14 protein-coding genes are annotated in these 17707 nt (G+C 43.7%); 6 read left to right on the forward strand and 8 right to left on the reverse strand.

Annotated elements, in window-relative coordinates; all coding sequences use genetic code 11:
* Positions 1–182: 182 nt before the first annotated feature.
* The 3 genes from CXF65_RS13400 to CXF65_RS13410 all read right to left on the reverse strand — a co-directional run bounded on the left by CXF65_RS13400 (position 183) and on the right by CXF65_RS13410 (position 2084).
* A complete protein-coding gene (locus CXF65_RS13400; RefSeq protein ID WP_025650757.1) occupies positions 183–938 on the reverse strand; it encodes a phosphate/phosphite/phosphonate ABC transporter substrate-binding protein in 756 nt (251 codons plus the stop codon).
* 3 nt (positions 939–941) lie between these two features.
* Positions 942–1436: a PAS domain-containing protein gene (locus CXF65_RS13405; RefSeq protein ID WP_025650756.1), complete on the reverse strand. Its 495-nt coding sequence runs from the start codon at positions 1434–1436 to the stop codon at positions 942–944.
* Positions 1437–1721: 285 nt separating this feature from the next.
* Entirely contained in the window at positions 1722–2084 is a 363-nt protein-coding gene (locus CXF65_RS13410) for a roadblock/LC7 domain-containing protein (protein WP_010201036.1), read from the reverse strand.
* A gap of 665 nt (positions 2085–2749) precedes the next feature.
* On the opposite strand from CXF65_RS13410, the gene gdhA reads away from it, so the two are divergent.
* From gdhA to CXF65_RS13435, 5 genes are all read left to right on the forward strand, one after another.
* Positions 2750–4096, forward strand: a complete 1347-nt coding sequence (gene gdhA / locus CXF65_RS13415; protein WP_025650755.1) for an NADP-specific glutamate dehydrogenase — start codon at positions 2750–2752, stop codon at positions 4094–4096.
* A 330-nt stretch (positions 4097–4426) separates the two neighbouring features.
* On the forward strand, positions 4427–6319 hold the full coding sequence (locus tag CXF65_RS13420) for a glycosyltransferase family 2 protein (RefSeq protein ID WP_157824081.1): 1893 nt from the start codon (positions 4427–4429) through the stop codon (positions 6317–6319).
* Between the two features lie 102 nt (positions 6320–6421).
* Complete coding sequence (locus CXF65_RS13425) at positions 6422–7633, forward strand: glycosyltransferase (RefSeq protein WP_101212516.1); 1212 nt, start codon at positions 6422–6424, stop codon at positions 7631–7633.
* A gap of 112 nt (positions 7634–7745) precedes the next feature.
* On the forward strand, positions 7746–9026 hold the full coding sequence (locus tag CXF65_RS13430) for a hypothetical protein (RefSeq protein WP_101212518.1): 1281 nt from the start codon (positions 7746–7748) through the stop codon (positions 9024–9026).
* 51 nt (positions 9027–9077) lie between these two features.
* Positions 9078–10055: a glycosyltransferase family 2 protein gene (locus CXF65_RS13435; protein ID WP_101212520.1), complete on the forward strand. Its 978-nt coding sequence runs from the start codon at positions 9078–9080 to the stop codon at positions 10053–10055.
* Positions 10056–10232: 177 nt separating this feature from the next.
* On the opposite strand, the gene CXF65_RS13440 is transcribed toward CXF65_RS13435, so the two are convergent.
* Entirely contained in the window at positions 10233–11027 is a 795-nt protein-coding gene (locus tag CXF65_RS13440; RefSeq protein WP_101212523.1) for a hypothetical protein, read from the reverse strand.
* Positions 11028–11260: 233 nt separating this feature from the next.
* On the opposite strand from CXF65_RS13440, the gene CXF65_RS13445 reads away from it, so the two are divergent.
* Complete coding sequence (locus CXF65_RS13445) at positions 11261–11842, forward strand: PepSY domain-containing protein (RefSeq protein WP_101212525.1); 582 nt, start codon at positions 11261–11263, stop codon at positions 11840–11842.
* Between the two features lie 163 nt (positions 11843–12005).
* On the opposite strand, the gene hutI is transcribed toward CXF65_RS13445, so the two are convergent.
* The 4 genes from hutI to CXF65_RS13465 form a co-directional block, all read right to left on the reverse strand.
* Positions 12006–13322, reverse strand: a complete 1317-nt coding sequence (gene hutI, locus CXF65_RS13450; protein ID WP_101212527.1) for an imidazolonepropionase — start codon at positions 13320–13322, stop codon at positions 12006–12008.
* Positions 13323–13523: 201 nt separating this feature from the next.
* Positions 13524–14630, reverse strand: a complete 1107-nt coding sequence (locus CXF65_RS13455; RefSeq protein ID WP_101212530.1) for a formimidoylglutamase — start codon at positions 14628–14630, stop codon at positions 13524–13526.
* A 22-nt stretch (positions 14631–14652) separates the two neighbouring features.
* Positions 14653–16215 carry a histidine ammonia-lyase gene (gene hutH, locus CXF65_RS13460; RefSeq protein ID WP_101212532.1) on the reverse strand — a complete coding sequence of 521 codons (1563 nt, stop codon included), beginning with the start codon at positions 16213–16215 and terminating at the stop codon, positions 14653–14655.
* 119 nt (positions 16216–16334) lie between these two features.
* Positions 16335–17696 carry a YjiH family protein gene (locus CXF65_RS13465; RefSeq protein ID WP_101212534.1) on the reverse strand — a complete coding sequence of 454 codons (1362 nt, stop codon included), beginning with the start codon at positions 17694–17696 and terminating at the stop codon, positions 16335–16337.
* Between the last annotated feature and the right edge of the window lie 11 nt (positions 17697–17707).

A 17707-nucleotide genomic window follows, 5' to 3' on the forward strand; every position in this document is an offset into this window, starting at 1 on the left:
GATAACATACTAGGGCGTGTCTTCAACTCATTCGATAGTCATCTAAATGGGTTAAAAATGGCTAAATCTTGCCAAACATCGTCAAATAGCTGGTTAATATCCCGATATTATCTGCGCTATTTTTTCTTGTTTGACGGCAATTTATCTCATTTTTAGCACCATTTTTGAAATGAAGACACGCCCTAGTCAAGCAAGGTCTGCATCAAATCTATCATAAACTCAGCGTCTTCTTCACTCATAGGCTCAAATCCTTCAGGCATACCCAGTTCAGCCAGTGCTTCTTGACCATCGTCATCCTTATTAAAATTCAGGACAGCATCGGTGATCGCTGCGGCATCGGCAACATCGTCTTTGATTAATAAAACGTGACTGATATCTGCCAAATCACTTTCGATAAGTACCGATAGCTGGGTTTTGGTCAGACGTGAAAAGCCATGGAAAATCTCTGCCAAAAAGAACGCCGCTTGGACCTCCCCTTTGATGACTTTGCGCGCGGCGGCTTGGTAGGTTTCGGTGACATCCCAATTGAGATCCGAATCTTCTATATCAACCGCTTCGAGTAAACGTAAGCCAATCAGCTTAACATCACGGTTGTCCGCCATCGCTACTGTCGCGCCAGCACGGATATCTTCTAAACGATTAATATCGCTATTTGCCGCTGCCGCAATGACCATTTCATCCGATTTTCCGATAGGGCGGGCAATAGCACGGTAGCCTTGCTCGCGTATCAGCGCCGCTGCATCAAAGGGATTGGCGTAAATGACATGGACGTTGCCTGCTTTGATAAGGGCTTCTTGTTCAGCATACGACGTCGGTGTGTTGAGATGCATATGAATGCCCGCACGCTTTTGCATAAGGGTGTTAAACATATGCCAACCAGCAAAGCGCTCAGGAGAAAAATCAGGGGCGATTAATAAGTTATACGTGGGTTCACTCATGATTTAGCCTTCCTCATTTTGTTTCATTTCAGCATACTGAGCCATTGCTGCATCAATCTTGCTGCGTGATGGCTTACGGCGGACCGAGGTATAACCCACCGTTTCGCCGTGACGAATATTAGGCACGACCGTGGCATAGACCCAATAATGGCTGCCGTCTTTGCATAAGTTTTTGACGTAACCGTGCCATTTCTGCCCAGACTCGGCGGTATCCCACAAGTCTTTATAAGCCGCTTTAGGCATGTCAGGATGACGCAAAATATAGTGCTGTTTGCCGATTAACTCGTCGACATTGTAGCCACTAATCTCGACAAAGGCGTCGTTGACGTGCGTTAAAATGCCGTCCAAATCTGTACGCGAGACGATAAGCTTGCCGTCTGGGTAGGGGCGTTCAATACCAGTATCATAGACAGTACGCGATGTACCATCGTGATAAGTCAGCATGATTTGTTCTGCAGGTAACTCAGGTTTTTGTGCATCAGGGAGTGGAGAACCCATCGTAATCTCCTTTATTTAACGTTGTATTCATAAGGGTTAAAAAGCGGATTTGGTGTGTTAGCGGTCGATAATAGAATGAATGATAAGCCAGATATTTTTTATTGTTCTAATAAGTTCATCGCTCATCTCTTCTCTCATCATTGAAGCCTTTCATATAAACAGTGTGCACTACCTTAAATAGTTTTTATAAGACATAGCACCAATTTTAATTTAGAGTAGGGCTGATAACTTGTTATCTATAGCGATAACCATAACGCGGCATCGACAGTGCTTTATGCTCACCAATTAGATGAGTTTGGCTAGGGCTTCTGAGGCGCGCTTGATATCCAAGAATATCAAACCAAGCTTGGCATTGGGTTTTGCCATAATGGTCAAGACAGCCTCATCACCTGAGGAAGTCATAATCACGTAGCCTTTTTCACCTTGAATCATAATGCGATCGATACTGCCGCGTGCGAGCTCACGACCTGCGCGGTCACCCAAGGATAAAAGCGCGGCTGACATGGCGCCAACGCGATCTTCATCAACGCCCGTTGGTAAGGCTGAAGCAATCATCAGACCATCGTTAGAAATAAGGGCAGATGCTTCTACATCGGCTGATGAGCTGTTTAGGTCTTCCAAAATCTGCTGGAATGAATCTGTACGCATATCGCTTTCTCTGTACTGGTGGTTGGTATGTATTTGTGAACGAGTGGCGTTAGCCAAAATATCCTTGCTTTAAGAAGGGCATTATAATTCCTTACTAATAATATTGATATACGATTATGCCAATAAAAGAGGTGTTTTCTAGATATTTTACTGCTTAGTGGTCGATTTCTACTTTTTATCACTATCTCTGATATATATTTTAATAAAATATTGAATAGTTATTTATTTTTATACCTCATTACCACTGATTTAACGTTTTTTAACAAGTGAATTGTGCGATAGATTCTTTTCGTTAAAAAGGTTTAGTGATAGGCGAATAATTGCTGCTCATCGTTTGACTATGGAGTACAAACAAAAACCTGCCGCATCAACTATACTGAAAAAAGTCACATCACTTTTCATGATGGTGATATTTACTAGACTTATAGACCCTAAAAATGATATATAGATATGAGATAAAAATAGTTGTTACCTATTAGCTATGCATTTAACCGATTATTTATAGAAGACAAACAGTTGGCGTTCAATCCCATTAGTTTTTATACCGACCTGTGTATAGGAGCGTTTTAATCCCACATCGGCGTTTATAATCCTATCGTTTGCTAGCAAATGATAAGACGTGGATGTATATCAACAGATCACAATTTTTACCTTAAGGAAGCTATATGAGTATCAGTCAGGCCATCGAAAAAATCGAAGAACGTTATGCCCATCAACCTGAATTCGTGCAAGCGGTAAAAGAAGTTGCGCTTACCATCGCACCTCTGTATGACGCTCATCCAGAATATGAACATTTAAAGATATTTGAGCGTTTGGTTGAGCCTGATCGTATTATTTGCTTCCGTATTAACTGGGAAAATGATCAAGGCGAAGTGCAGGTCAATCGCGGCTGGCGTGTTCAGTTTAGTAATGCCTTAGGCCCGTACAAAGGTGGCGTTCGCTTCCATCCTACCGTCAACCAATCCGTATTGAAGTTTTTGGGCTTTGAGCAAATCTTTAAAAACGCCTTAACAGGTCTACCAATGGGCGGCGGTAAAGGTGGTGCTGACTTTGATCCTAAAGGTAAGTCGGACAGCGAAATCCGCCGTTTTTGTTATGCCTTTATGCGCGAGTTACATCAGTACGTCAGCAAGGACATTGACGTACCAGCAGGCGATATCGGTGTGGGTGGACGTGAAGTCAGCTATATGTTTGCCATGTATAAAAACTTGACTCGCGAGCACGGCGGTGTCTTGACTGGTAAAGGCGTTGGTTTTGGTGGTAGCTTAATGCGCACAGAAGCGACAGGCTACGGCGCGGTTTATTTCTTAGAAAATATGATGGCTGCGCAAAACGAAAACATCAAAGGCAAAAAAGTGCTGATCTCAGGGGCGGGTAACGTCTCACTGCACGCCGCCGAAAAAGCGAATATGCTAGGCGCAACCGTACTGACAGTATCTGACTCACAAGGTACGTTGTATGATGAAAAAGGCATGGATCAAGAAAAAATTGATTGGCTAAAAAATCAAAAAGCACAAAGCAAGCCACTGTGTGATTATGTGGATGTTTATGGTGGTGAGTGGTTTGCCAAGCAAAAACCATGGCACATCAAAGGTGATATCGCTATCCCATCAGCGACACAGAACGAAGTCAACGAAGACGATGCTAAATTAATGGTTGAAAACGGCATCAAATATATCGCTGAAGGCGCTAACATGCCATTGACTGCCGAAGCTGTTGATTATATTCGTCTGCACCGTGTCCACTATGCACCAGGCAAAGCGGCTAACGCTGGCGGTGTGGCAGTATCTGGTCTTGAGATGTCACAAAACTCAGTGCGCCAATATAAAACCTTTGAAGAAATCGATGAGCGCCTAAAGCGTATTATGAAAAATATTCATGATTGTGCCGCTGAAGCATCAGAAAACTATGGTCAGACTGATGATGGCTATATCGACTATATGGCTGGCGCCAATATCGTGGGCTTCAAGCGCGTGGCTGATGCGTTATGTGCCTACGGTATCTTGAACTAACTTTTGGTATTTTGAGCTAAAAGGACAGTTTCTCTTAGTTCGCTTATTGAAATTTTAAATACCGCTTCTATCTCTAATAGGGGCGGTATTTTTTTGTTTGAAATTTTTTTGCCTTTTTTGACAGGACGCTCACTAAAGTTTTTTGGCTTATAAGTACCTAATTTATAACTGTTTTTACATGTTTTACTTGAAGTTACATTAATCTATTTTATTAGACAGATTATAAGTAATCATTATTAGTTCTTTTGACTATTATCAATTCTCTAAGCTTATTTTAGCTTACCTAAAGCTTTTACCTACAGTATCGATATGTTCATCAAAGGATTAACCATGACCGTCAATAAGGAAGTCTATACTGGCACACGCTCAATTTTTTTGAGCTCACTTCCTATGATGGAAAATAGGCTAAGCGCTTATTTGTTTAGCGATGGCATCTTTAACGATCGCATTCTTGGCAATAGCACTGTTAATGACTCTAAAAACGATTTCAATCCTTTAATGATTGACTTATTGAAATCTGCCGTACCAAAAATTGAACGATCTAAAGTTGGCTTATATAAAGACAGTGCGTTAAAAGGTAATCGTGTTCTAAAAGATTATAATGGCAGCATGGATGGCTATGCTGATGTTGCGGGCTATTCTAGAGACACTCTAAATATCCATACAGGGCGTTCTTATACCTCAGAAAATCCTATCCGCTTAAGTTTCCAGCTGATGACTCGTGCTGAGCCGGCAGCAATGGTCATTGAAACGATTAAGTCGTTGTTAGCTATCAAAGCGGACGATGATGAGATTTTAATTGTCGATAATAATAATACCCAAACGACCTTATACGAGCCATTAGCACAGTTCTGTGCCATTCTTGCTGCGCGTCATAATGTACATTTTTATCATATCGATTCAGTCGCAGGCTTTAAAGCAGGTGCGCTTAATTTGGCGTTGGGACTCATGGATCCTAATTGCAGTCATATAGTAGTAGTCGACAGTGATTATAAGGCGTTACCGCAGGCGCGAATATCAATTGCAAATGCTATCGAACGCTATCCGTCTCATGCGCTCTTGCAATTTCCGCAGTTTTATCGGGACGCAGGGCGAGTCGATATTCATAGCGAGTTAAATCATTATTTCAATCATCATTTATACCGTCCATTCAACCGTAAACGTGCGCTATCAACAGGGACTTATGCGGTTATTCGTCGTCGCGCGCTACTAGATTTAGGCGGCTGGTCAGGCGCATCAATTACCGAAGATGCGCAGATGGGTGTGCTGATGCATGGTCGCGGCTTGCGCAGTCAGTTTGTCCCTGAGGTTATCGCGACAGGACTGCTACCCACTACCTTGCACGACTTGATGAGCCAGCGGCGACGTTGGATCTACGGCAATATGCAAGTGCTTAATACTTATTTTTCTACGGCGTCAAATTCGTCTACGGCAAGTTTATCTACAAAAAAGAAACTTAGTGAGCGCCTAGCGTACATGGGTGCACACTTATCTCAACTTAGTGCTTGGGTGAACTTTACCGGTATCTTTATCGTAATGCAGCTATTGACGCTACTTATTATTACGGGCGCGCTACTATTCAGCAGTAGTTTGAATATTCATGCTTTGCTCGCGCCGCTATATATCGTGTATGCAAGCTACGCCATATTTTTGGGTAGGCGCTTATGGGCATATATGCAGGATAGTGCACCGCTCAATCAGCAAACTAGCAATGGAGCTGCACCAAGTTTAAGTAATCGTTTGCGGGTTTGGGCTGTGCATCTGAATTTTTGGGAGTTGGGCGCTTTATCATGGTGGCCAGTACTATGGGGACAAAAGAAGCCGTTTATCTGTACGCCGAAGCAAGAGTTGATACGTACGCGAAAATCAGTTTATGTTGCCAATTTAATGGCGATGCCTAAAGTATTGCTAATGTTAAATATAACCACAGCCATAATTGTATCGCCATTTTCCCTGTTATATTCACCGCTACTATTTGGCTGCGCCGTGATGGTTTGTATTCTAAAAGTATGGGCTGCCAAGGTGATGCTGGATAATTACAGCTATGAAGAATATCAGGTTGCAAATAAAAAGGTAGCTGCTGAGACCTTAATTACTAAAAACCTCAGTGCTAAAAGCTTCGTTACTAAAAACTTGTCTCAGCCGCACATGATTAGTATTGCTAAATCAAAAGACAAACCTTTGACGTCTTCATTTAAAGATGACAATGCTGTTAATTTTTAACAACATTAATTTTAATCTCTACAATTTTTATCTGTACCTAATGACTGTCATTCAACTCATATTTAGTTAATTTATACTTAATAAATTCATATTGGACTTGTTATGCTATCTAGCCCTACTGTCGATATATCAAGTATTACTGCTTACCGTGATGCTAGCGTAATAGATACTCCTGTATTGCGCATTGCCATTATTGCGCATTCTCTATATCCAATCGCGCAGCCATATGCTGGCGGTCTTGAGATGATTACCGAGCTTATATGTGATGAATTGGTCGCTCAAGGACATGAAGTGTTGCTCTATGCGCATGCTGATAGTCAGACTAATGCGACACTCGTGCCCTTTATGACGCGCACGCAGTTTGATGCGTTGGTCTATGACAATGAGCATGATTCGGTAGGTATGAGTCGCGAAGAGTTGTATCAGTATTTGGTCTATCAGCAAGCCATGCGCGATATCATCAGTCGTGATGAGCAGAGCATGATCGATGTGGTGCACAATCACAGCTTGCACCATATACCGATGATGATGGGACAGGCATTTGGCGCGCGTTTTTTTACCACCTTTCATACACCGATTTTCCCGCAGCTGCGCTTAGCATTATTGACACTACGTCAAGGCACGCAAACCCAGTTCACCGCGATTAGTGGTCATCAGCAGCAGTTATTTGCTGAGTTCGTGCCTTCTCATGTGGTCTATAACGGTATTGATGTACAGTCATTTGATGCCAATACAAACCCAATTGAAGAGGATGTTTACTTTTGGTATGGACGTATTTGTGTGGAGAAAGGCACCCATTTAGCGATGGAGTATTGCAAAGCGGCAGGCAAGCGCCTCATTATTGCAGGGCCTAAGAGTAATGAGGAATATTTTGATGAGTACGTTGCGCCGCTACTAGAAGAGGATAAAAACGCTGGGTCTTTATTCGATTACGTCGGCCATCTGAGTAAGGATCAAATCAATGAATGCTTAAGCCAAGTCACTGCTATGCTATTTACCAGTACTTGGGACGAGCCTTATGGCTTAACGCTGGCTGAGAGCTTGGCTTGCGGTACGCCAGTGATTGGGTTTGATGTTGGTGCGAGCAGCGAAATCATCACGTCATCGACTGGTATTATCGTACCTAAGATGGACAAAGACGCTTTCATTCAAGCTTTTGCTGATATTAAAAGTATTTCTCGCATGGCATGTCGCCTTCGTGCTGAACAGTTTTGTTCCGTTGCTACGATGGTGGATGGTTATCTGCGGCTATACGAGCAGGCTTTGGAAAGTGGTGATAGTAATAGTGCTCAGATTCAGTCTTTGTCTTTCTAGATGCTACTTATGATTCAAGTTCTAGCCTACTAAAATTTTCTAAAATTAACAGACTAACTTCACTAGATATTTGAGTGTCATTTCTCAATAAGTAAATTCTAGGACATCTTTTATGCGTATTGGCTATTATGCCCATCATCATGGTTCAGGTCACTGCCGCCAAGCAGATAAATTGGCTGCTCTATTGCCGCCTAAATTACGCTCGCAGATGACAGTGTTTACCAGTTTGCCTAATGACGGTTATCACTTTAGCGCGATAACTGATGAGCAAATCGTACGTTTAAGCGCTGAGGATCAGCTACCAGAAGATGTACTACTAGGGCGAGCTGGAAAATATTGGCAGCCAAGTAGTTTGCATTATTCACCAGTAGGTAATCGCAATGTGCAGATGCGCAGCTGGCAGTTACTCGATGAGATTCGTCAGCGTCAGATTGACCTAATGATTATCGATGTGAGCGCCGAAGTCGCTATGCTGTGCCGTGCTGCTAGTGTGCCTTATTTATACGTAAGGCTGGCAGGCGAGCGCGATGATATGCCGCACTTGAACGCCTTTGCTGGCGCGCTGGGATTATTAACCCCTTACCCAAAGGCACTTGAAGCGGCGGCAACGCCAGACTGGGTGTGCCAAAAAACGCTATATCTTGACTTCATGCCTAATAAAACAAATGAGCTGTTAACGTTCGCAGCCTTTATAAATAAGCTGACGACGCTCACTACTGATAAAACCATTCATGAGCGACTGCACTCGCGTTTGGATGCTGTTGATAAATCAGCTGAAGGCAATGCTAAAGACAATGCTAACGAAGGCAATGCTAACGAAGGCAACATTGTTACCGTTATTAAGGGCTATGGCGGTCACGACGCAATTGATGCCAAGCTGCCCGAGCTACGCCGTGCATTACCGAATGCATTGATTATATCGCTTGGACCTATTAACGACGAGGCACGACATTGTGTTGATATTGCTGCTCACGTAAATGATGTGACGCCATTTATTGCCTATAGTGACCTGCTGTTGATGGCGTGTGGTTTGAACGGTATAGCGCAAGCCTATGACTATGCGACGCCGCTCGTGGTGTTGCCAGATGAGCGTCCGCATCGTGAGCAGGAAGTCATGGCAGAGGCGCTGATTGAGCAAGGTCGTGCTCTAAGTTGGGCACAGTTTATGGCTCAAAATTCAAGTTTGGGTAGTCAGGATATACCGTCTTTTTTATCAGTTAACAATAAGTCAATTAGCAATGAATCAATCAACACTGATAAGACTGCTCTAACGGATAATCAAGATAATACGCCAGCGCAAAAATTTATGGATAGCATTGTTGACTATACTTCCGTCAAAGCTTGGTTTGAAGAATGGTTATTGCCACAATTGGGCCTAAAACCTGAAAGATAATAAGAAACCTGAAAAATAAGAGGTTTTATAATAATAAGAGCAAATATTTCTATGACAACGACAACCAAAGCGCAAGAGGCCACTCATGCCACTACTCCCGTTAGCGTGCCTTTAAGCGTCATTACTACCTGCTACGGTCGCAATCGGCATCTCTACAACCTACTCGGTAGCTTGGAGCAGGGTAGTGTCAAACCAGCAGAAGTTATTATCGTTAATGATGACGCTGAGCCTGAACGTCTGGCAGCATACGATTTAAATATCATTAAGATAGCAACGACTACAGCGACTGAGAATGGACTAGCAATTAGCGCATCATTTGATATCGGTCGTAACCGTAACCTTGGAGCGGCGCGCGGCACGTATGATGCCATGATTTTCTTGGATGTAGACTGTATCGTCGCGCCAACCTTTATTGAGCAGCTATATAGTAAACTTCAAGCACGTCCCAACGCCTTACTGATGGGTCAACCGCGTTATCTGACGCGTCCTTTGACGGATAATGAGGGTAGACAGCTACAACAAGGTAAATTAGCAACCGACTTTTTAGACAAGCTGTCTGTATTTAACCCTTATCGGGATAACTTTGATTTACAACATCAGGGTACGTCTATTAAACAGACGCAAGACTATGGTGCGTTTTGGAGTCTTTGCTTTGCTATTATGCACAGTCAGTTTGAGCAAATTGGTGGCTTTGATACGGATTATGTCGGCTATGGCGCTGAAGATACGGATTTTGCTTTTATGGCGCGCGCGTTAAATATCGATTTTTATTTAACTGATGATGTGATTTACCATCAACAGCATAGCGTCCATAGACCGCCGCTTAATCATTTGGATAGTATCGTTATCAATGCCAATCGCTTTTATGAAAAATGGCAACATTGGCCGATGTCAGGATGGTTAGCGGAATTTTCGCAATTACAACTGATTAACTGGCGAGACGAGCAGACAGTACCGATTGCTATCAATCGACAGCCAAGTGAAGTCGAGATTAGAGCGGCTCATTATCCGGATGCGCCTTATGTGTAGATATATAGTCGATACTAAATAAAATAGATACATTGCATTAATACGCTAGACTGGTACAAATTTCTTTTGCATGCTGTGCCTGCGCAGACAGAGGCTGCAAGAAATTTATCCCAGTCTCGCTATATCAGTTTTAAAGTGAATCAACTATAAGTGTTTAATCTTATTAGTAGTGTTCTATTAGTACTGACGAATAATCTCGACACTATTAGGCGGCGTCGCAAGCTCTTGTCTCTCAAACGCCCAATTATGCCCATCCCAAAAGTGCGCTGTTTTGTCATCATTATTAAAGCCCAACATGACTATCGATAGCGGAGTCGCAGCGTTCTGTCGCTGCTGCACATGTAAGCGCGCCGCCAATAATAGCCGATATAACAGAAACCCTGAGGTCGGCGCTGATGAATGGATATCAGCAAAAATAGGATAATCTGCCACCACGCTATCCTGCTCTGATAACACGCGACAATGCTCATCGCTATGCAATAATTCATTTAGCAGTTCTGGAATCTCTAATACTCGGCTAGCTGTTATTGGGTCATCATTGGGTCTAGGGTCGTCGCTTGGCAATGGAAACTGGTAGTCAGTATTGCCAAACAAGATGCCAAATGGTGCATGCTTTGCCATATCGAGCATCGCCGTCAAATTATTACTGCGCGGCGGCATACCAAAATGCAATAAACTGTCGCCAATTTTTCTAAAGAATAATAGTTTTGGTAGATCTTTAGCGCTAGGATGATGGGCAAAAAAATCAGCATGAATAAAATCATTAAACAAAACCAGCATATCTGTCGGCTGCAACAGCGCCTCTAAGCTCGCTGTATCTATTGAAGGATTATTTGCTATCAATACGATACGCTGCTGTTGTAATAGCGCTTTCTGTATGATAATTGGCAAAGTGTCAAAAGCGGCGGTTGAAGGGTCTGATTGATCATAATTACTGTTGTAAAGTAAGTTTTGTAGCGTGTTTCGCATCATTAATTATGGTCTCAATATTTGGAAATTCAGAGAAGGAAATGGCAGACATATTATAGCGCTTACTCGCTCAAATTAATATATAAACCAAAGAGTTATCTCGTGTTCTTTCCACATGTGCTTGCTTTAGAAGCATAAACAGGAAAGCTACATTACGCTACCTTTTTATCTGCTGTTCATCCTTATATATCCGTATCATAAAAGCAATTCCATAATGACTACAAGGATAAAGAGATATGAGTAACATTATTAAAAAATTTCAATTAACGACATTGGGTGCTTGTCTAACTCTAGCATTGAGCGCAGGCGTAATGAGTACCATGGTTAATGCTGCCAGTGAGGCTGATGAAGTGAGTGCTGCTCAAGCAGCGAAAATTAGCCTAAAGCAGGCGATTACTACGGCGAGCAAAGAAGCTTCCGGTACTTTAATCAGCGCAGAGTTTGATGACGATGATAGCGATGCTGAGGGTGATGGCGGTGTCTATGAGCTGGAATTTAGTACTAATACCACTGGTTATGAAATCAAAGTTGATGCTATAACTGGCAAAATCGTAAAGACTGAAACCGAACGTCTGGATAGGGACGATTTGGCTGACTATAAGGCTCAGCAGCAAGCAAAAATCAAGGTGATGGATGCGATGAGTATCGCTGAGAAGCAAACGGGTGGTCGCATTCTCGAAATTGAGTTTAAGAATGATCGCGATTATGCTAATCATGCGTCCTACTACGAAACCCAACTTCTCAAAGGCAATAGTCTGCTTTGGCTAAATATCGATGCCGATACGGGGAGTACATTTAAAAACAAGTTTAAAAAATAACTGAGCGACATAAATAAATATCAGCAGTGCATGATGTATCGATATTGTTTTTTACTGACTATAGAGTAGCAGTGTCTTAACTTCTATCGATAGCCAATAAAAAAACCCCAATCATTTAATGATTGGGGTTTCTTTAATTATGCTAAATGTTTATATAAATTTGCTACACCGTTTCACGCCATTGTCCTTGAACCATAATACCCGCAATAGGATTTAGCCCCATTTGATAAGCAAGGTCAGCAGAGCGGGCGATATCCCATAATGCCAAATCAGCATCGTAACCCACTTCTATTTTACCTTTGTTGGCGAGACCTAATGCTTGTGCCGCATGAACAGTTGCGCCTGCCAACACTTCTTCAGGGGTTAAATAAAATAGGGTACAGCCCATATTCATCGCTAATAACAGCGACGTTAATGGGGAAGTGCCGGGGTTGCAATCTGTTGAAACGGCAATCGGAACTTGATGTTTACGCAATGCTTCAATCGGTGGCAACTTAGTATCACGTAGCGTATAAAAAGCACCCGGCAATAGCACGGCTACCGTGTTGCTTGCGGCCATTTTTTCAATATCGTCTTCTACTAAGTGCTCAAGATGGTCGCTTGATAGTCCTTGGTATTCTGCTACCAAAGCACTAGCGCCTATGTTTGAGAGCTGTTCAGAATGCAACTTCACTGGCAAGTCTAACGAACGAGCGACTTCAAAGACGCGCTTGATTTGCGCAGCATTAAAGGCAATGTTTTCACAAAAGCCATCGACCGCATCGACCAAGCCCTCGCTATGCAAGATTGGTAACCACTGGCAAACTTGCTCGATATAGTCATCGGCATTGTCTTTATACTCTGGCGGTAGCGCATGGGCGGCCAAATAAGTGGTGCTAACATGAATGTTGTGCTTATCACCGAGCGCTCGGGCGACTTTTAGCATTTTTCGCTCAGTTTCTAAATCCAGTCCATAGCCAGATTTGATTTCGACACTGGTCACGCCTTCTTTTATGAGCGCGAGCAGACGTTTTTCACTTTGCGCAAACAATTCTTCCTCATTCGCTACGCGGGTAGCGCTAACGGTTGAGACAATGCCGCCACCTTGTGCCGCGATATCTTGATAACTGGCACCTTGCAATCGCGCTTCGAACTCGTTGCTGCGGTTACCGCCATAAACGATATGGGTATGACAATCGATGAGTCCAGGCGTGACCCAGTTGCCGTCAACGTCTTTGATTTGATCATTTTTATATTGGGTAAGGTGCGGCTTTATTTGCTCATGCGTGCCAACCCATGCAATTTTGCCATCTTTGATACCGATAGCGGCGTTCATTAATTGACCATAAGGGGTGCTATCTTGTTGACTATCGCTATAAATATTAAACCTGTATTGCGCTGAAAAGGTGGCGAGATTGGCATTGATAATAATGTTGTCAAACGATGTCAGAGTGGAATCGTTTATAGGCGTTTGGTCTGTAGAATTTGTCGTATTAGTCATAATGTGCTCCTGCTTATTTTAGTTTAGAGCTAGCAATTTTGAGTAAGAAGCTACAGTCAGTTCAAATAATAGCGTTATAACTATTATAATGTGCTACTAGAGTAAATTTTCCTTGCTTGCTGTGCCTACGCAGACAGAGGCTGCGGAAAATGTACTCTAGTAGCACTGTAACTTGTTTATAATGAACTGACTGTATTTCGTCTATGTTAATAGTAGATGCTGCTCGATAATAGTCGCTAAGAGGCGAGCCGCGACTTTACAGCTGCGCGAATCAACATCAAAGGTCGGGTTAATCTCGGCGATATCAGCCATCTTTACTTTGTTTGACGCCATAATAAGTTTGACCGCGCGCTCAACGAATGCCAAGTTAATACCATAGGCGGCTGGCGCACTGACACCAGGTACGATGCTCGATGGCAAGCAATCCATATCAATGGTTAAGTAGACCACATCAACGTCATTGATAAAATTTTCTATTTGAGCAGCAATTTTTTTCCATTTCTTATTGGTGCAGTCTTCGTCACTGATAATGTGTACGCCTAACTGCTCAGCACGGTCAAAGAGCGCGGCAGTATTGGAAAACTGGCTGACGCCGATACAGCAGTAGTGAAATGGCTGATCCTGTTCATCAAGGTGCTCGGCTATTTGGCGAAATGGCGTACCAGACGTGGCGAAATCCGATTGGCGAATATCTAGATGCGCATCAAAGTTAATCACCCCGATGCTAGGCATTGCACTCGTATGGCTTTTAACATGGCTTTCGACATTATTTCCAAAATAGTTTTTGACATTGCTAACGTCATTAGTAGGCTGATCGGCTTTTGATGACAGCGCCTGCCATAATCCTAAAAAGCTACCGTAAGCGATCGCATGACCACCACCAAGACCAATGGGTAGGCCGCCTTGTTTGACGATAGCGCCCACCTTATCCGCATATTTGAGCTGAGCTTGCTCAAGAGTGTGCGCGGCAAAGTCATCATCGTCGTGACAATGAATGTCGCCAGCATCACCTAGCAATGTCGCCAGTTGATTGTCATATCGTGTCTGCACCGACGCAATCACTGGCAGCGTCGCAAACGCTTGGCGAATCAGCGGTGGGGCAGCTCGTGCACCCACGCGGCCTTGATTGCGCCTAACCCCTTGATCACATGCAAAGCCAATTAGCCCAATATTTTGATCCTCGTAAGGCTTTGCGAGCTGATACCAGTAGCGGGCACGTGCCGTCTCAAATAGCTCTGCACGACCTGTCCACAGCGTCATGTCAGCCGCTGTGTGACTCACGGTTGTGCTAATTTTCGTCATGGCCATTGCTCATTCCCTTATCTAACGCTTATTTAGACTCATACCAGTCGCTACGCAATGATTGCCAGTGCTCAGCAAGCGTACCGTCTAATACCAATTGCTTGGCCGCTTCGATATCAGGCGCTAGGTAGCGATCTTTGTCATAGAAAGTCACCTTCTCACGCAGTTTCTTATGTGCCACTGTTAAAGGCTCTGAAGTCTCTAATCCGCGATGAAAATCAATCCCTTGACCGGCAGACAGTAGCTCAATACCGATAATGGTGGCAGTATTCTGTGCCATCTCGTATAGGCGGCGTGCGCAATAGGTCGCCATAGACACATGATCTTCCTGATTGGCGGAGGTCGGGATACTGTCAACACTGCCTGGGTGAGCGATAGACTTGTTCTCTGAGGCTAGCGCCGCTGCGGTCACGTGGGCAATCATAAAGCCTGAGTTTACCCCAGCATTATCAACTAAGAATGGCGGTAAGCCGCCTGATAAGGTTGCATCAATCAATAAAGCCACACGGCGCTCAGACATAGAGCCAATCTCGGCGATTGCCAAGGCCAGAATATCAGCGGCAAAAGCGACTGGCTCAGCATGGAAGTTACCACCTGAAATAGCGACTGGGCCATCTTCATTATTAAAAATAAGTGGGTTGTCGGTCACCGCATTGGATTCGATTAGTAGCGTTTTACCTGCTTGATTGATGATATCAAGACAGGCACCCATGACTTGCGGCTGACAACGCAGGCAGTAAGGGTCTTGTACTCGGTCATCCTGCTCACCATCATGCGAGGCGCGAATCGCACTGCCTTTGATCAGTTGACGATGTGCTTTGGCGATTTCAATTTGACCATGATGCCCACGTACTTCGTGAATACGCGCATCAAATGGTGAGTCCGATCCTTTGGCCGCATCAATTGACAGGGAGCCAACGATAGTCGCTGTCTCAAGCAAATCACGCGCTAAGAAATAACCCCGTAATGCCAATGCGGTTGAGACTTGCGTGCCGTTGATAAGTGCGAGACCTTCTTTGGCTGCTAGGATAATCGGCTCAAGTCCATGCTGGGCTAGCGCTTCTGCTGCAGGCACTTTTTCGCCAGCGACAAACACATCACCTTCACCCATCATTGCAAGTGTCATGTGTGATAAAGGCGCTAAATCACCAGAGGCACCAACAGAGCCTTTTGCCGGAATGTTTGGCGTGATTTGATTATTGATTAAGGCAAGTAAGCTGTCCACTACCTCGCGGCGTACGCCTGATACACCTTGTGCTAGGCTGGCCACTTTCATCACCATAATCAGTCGCACTACGCCGTCTGGTAACGCTTCACCAGTGCCTACTGAGTGAGAAACAATCAGGTTACGTTGAAGTAGCTCAAGCTGATCATCACTGATACGGGTCTTTGCTAACAGGCCAAAACCAGTATTGATACCATAAGCGCTTTTGTCTCGTGCAATGATGGTTCGTACATCTTCGTGTGAGGCATCTATTGCGGCATACGCACTCTCAGGCAGTGTCAATATGACAGGCTGCTCATAGATATCACGTAGCATCTTAAAGCTAAGCTGACGAGGGTGTAGCGTTAATTGTTTGATATCGTTCATAGGGTGATCCTAGTATTGTAAGACATATGGGTTATATTATTTTTGATTCATGTCTTTGTTGAAATGACGTTTTTTAAATGTTTTTAGTTAACGTAATACTTGTTATTAAATTTGTTTTTTTAGCCAATCCAGTTGAAGTACATGGCTAGATGTCCGAATGCCGCAGCCAATAAAATACTGAGTACCACACGCTCAAACCAGATAATGACCATTTTGCCGACAGATAATGGTATTTCAGTGGCAAGCACACAAGGAATCATGGCAGAGAAAAACAACACGCTGCTAATAGAGATGACCCCTGCAACATAGCGAGTCAGTATATCAGCCTCACTGAGGAGCAGTGCTGGCAAGAACATTTCAGCCAATCCCGCTGACATACCTTTGGCGGCAACCAGAGGCTCTGGTAAGCCGCTAAGCCATGTAAATGGATAAAGAAGCAAGCCTAAAGCATCGAATACAGGCGTATACTTTGCTAATATCAATCCTGTCAAGCCAACTGCGATGATAGAAGGCACAATCGCCGCTGCCATCGTCAGCCCATCGCGAAAGTTAGACCATAAGATTTGTTTTAGGTCAGTGGCACGGCGCGAAGTGGACAAACCCAAATCAAATGCTGCCGCCAAACGTGTACCACGTTTATGGTCTAAAGCCGGACGTTCAACGCTATCATCAACAAGGCTAATGGGTGGAATACGAGCAGTAATCGCAGTGACGATAAAGGTAATCACTAGCGTAGACCAAAAAAATAGGTTCCAAAACTCCATCAGACCAAGCGTTTTGGCAACAATGACCATAAATGCCGCTGATACGGTCGAAAATCCAGTCGCAATGATAATGGCTTCGCGCGCTGAATATTGCTTTTGCAAATACACGCGATTAGTAATGAGCAGCCCGATAGAGTAGCTACCAACAAAGGATGCGACCGCATCAATCGCTGATGAACCTGGGGTTTTCCAGATAGGTTTCATGATCGGCTGCATGAGCACACCGACCATCTCGAGCAAACCAAAACCTACCAAAAATGCCAATATCAACGCTCCAAGCGGTACAATCATACCAACTGGTAATGCCAGTTTTTCAAACAGAAACGGCAGCATGTCCTTTTCCATCATAAAGGCAGGCGCTACGTCAGCAACATACATCACTGCCAGTATCAGACCAATGATTTTAAAAACAGTCATGATTATATGGGTAATGTTTTTACGCCATGAGCCGTCTATAAATGGCTTGCTTACCCCAAAGATCATCAGTAAAAACAATAACGTCACAGACAATGTATGCTGCTGATTGACCAGATAAGTTGCCCCATGATCGAACAAAATCGTGCTTTTCTCACCAATGGTAAATGGCACAAAAAACATGACCAAACCGATAGCACTAAAGACTATCAATTGCAGTAACGCTATAGGTTTAGACAGTAGTGCTTCAGTTGGTGTCGCTGCTGCATCCTTGAGATTTAGTGTCGTATTTTGCTCAATCATATTATCCTCCT

It is taken from the genome of Psychrobacter sp. Sarcosine-3u-12, from assembly GCF_002836005.1.
Classification (GTDB): domain Bacteria; phylum Pseudomonadota; class Gammaproteobacteria; order Pseudomonadales; family Moraxellaceae; genus Psychrobacter; species Psychrobacter okhotskensis.

What these genes read in the sequence shown, in the direction of transcription:
- gdhA (WP_025650755.1), top strand. Translation starts at nt 2,750, where the DNA reads ATGAGTATCAGTCAGGCCATCGAAAAAATCGAAGAACGTTATGCCCAT.
- CXF65_RS13465 (WP_101212534.1), bottom strand. Translation starts at nt 17,696, where the DNA reads ATGATTGAGCAAAATACGACACTAAATCTCAAGGATGCAGCAGCGACA.
- CXF65_RS13405 (WP_025650756.1), bottom strand. Translation starts at nt 1,436, where the DNA reads ATGGGTTCTCCACTCCCTGATGCACAAAAACCTGAGTTACCTGCAGAA.
- hutH (WP_101212532.1), bottom strand. Translation starts at nt 16,215, where the DNA reads ATGAACGATATCAAACAATTAACGCTACACCCTCGTCAGCTTAGCTTT.
- CXF65_RS13420 (WP_157824081.1), top strand. Translation starts at nt 4,427, where the DNA reads ATGACCGTCAATAAGGAAGTCTATACTGGCACACGCTCAATTTTTTTG.
- CXF65_RS13400 (WP_025650757.1), bottom strand. Translation starts at nt 938, where the DNA reads ATGAGTGAACCCACGTATAACTTATTAATCGCCCCTGATTTTTCTCCT.
- CXF65_RS13410 (WP_010201036.1), bottom strand. Translation starts at nt 2,084, where the DNA reads ATGCGTACAGATTCATTCCAGCAGATTTTGGAAGACCTAAACAGCTCA.
- hutI (WP_101212527.1), bottom strand. Translation starts at nt 13,322, where the DNA reads ATGACTAATACGACAAATTCTACAGACCAAACGCCTATAAACGATTCC.
- CXF65_RS13435 (WP_101212520.1), top strand. Translation starts at nt 9,078, where the DNA reads ATGACAACGACAACCAAAGCGCAAGAGGCCACTCATGCCACTACTCCC.
- CXF65_RS13425 (WP_101212516.1), top strand. Translation starts at nt 6,422, where the DNA reads ATGCTATCTAGCCCTACTGTCGATATATCAAGTATTACTGCTTACCGT.
- CXF65_RS13440 (WP_101212523.1), bottom strand. Translation starts at nt 11,027, where the DNA reads ATGATGCGAAACACGCTACAAAACTTACTTTACAACAGTAATTATGAT.
- CXF65_RS13430 (WP_101212518.1), top strand. Translation starts at nt 7,746, where the DNA reads ATGCGTATTGGCTATTATGCCCATCATCATGGTTCAGGTCACTGCCGC.
- CXF65_RS13455 (WP_101212530.1), bottom strand. Translation starts at nt 14,630, where the DNA reads ATGGCCATGACGAAAATTAGCACAACCGTGAGTCACACAGCGGCTGAC.
- CXF65_RS13445 (WP_101212525.1), top strand. Translation starts at nt 11,261, where the DNA reads ATGAGTAACATTATTAAAAAATTTCAATTAACGACATTGGGTGCTTGT.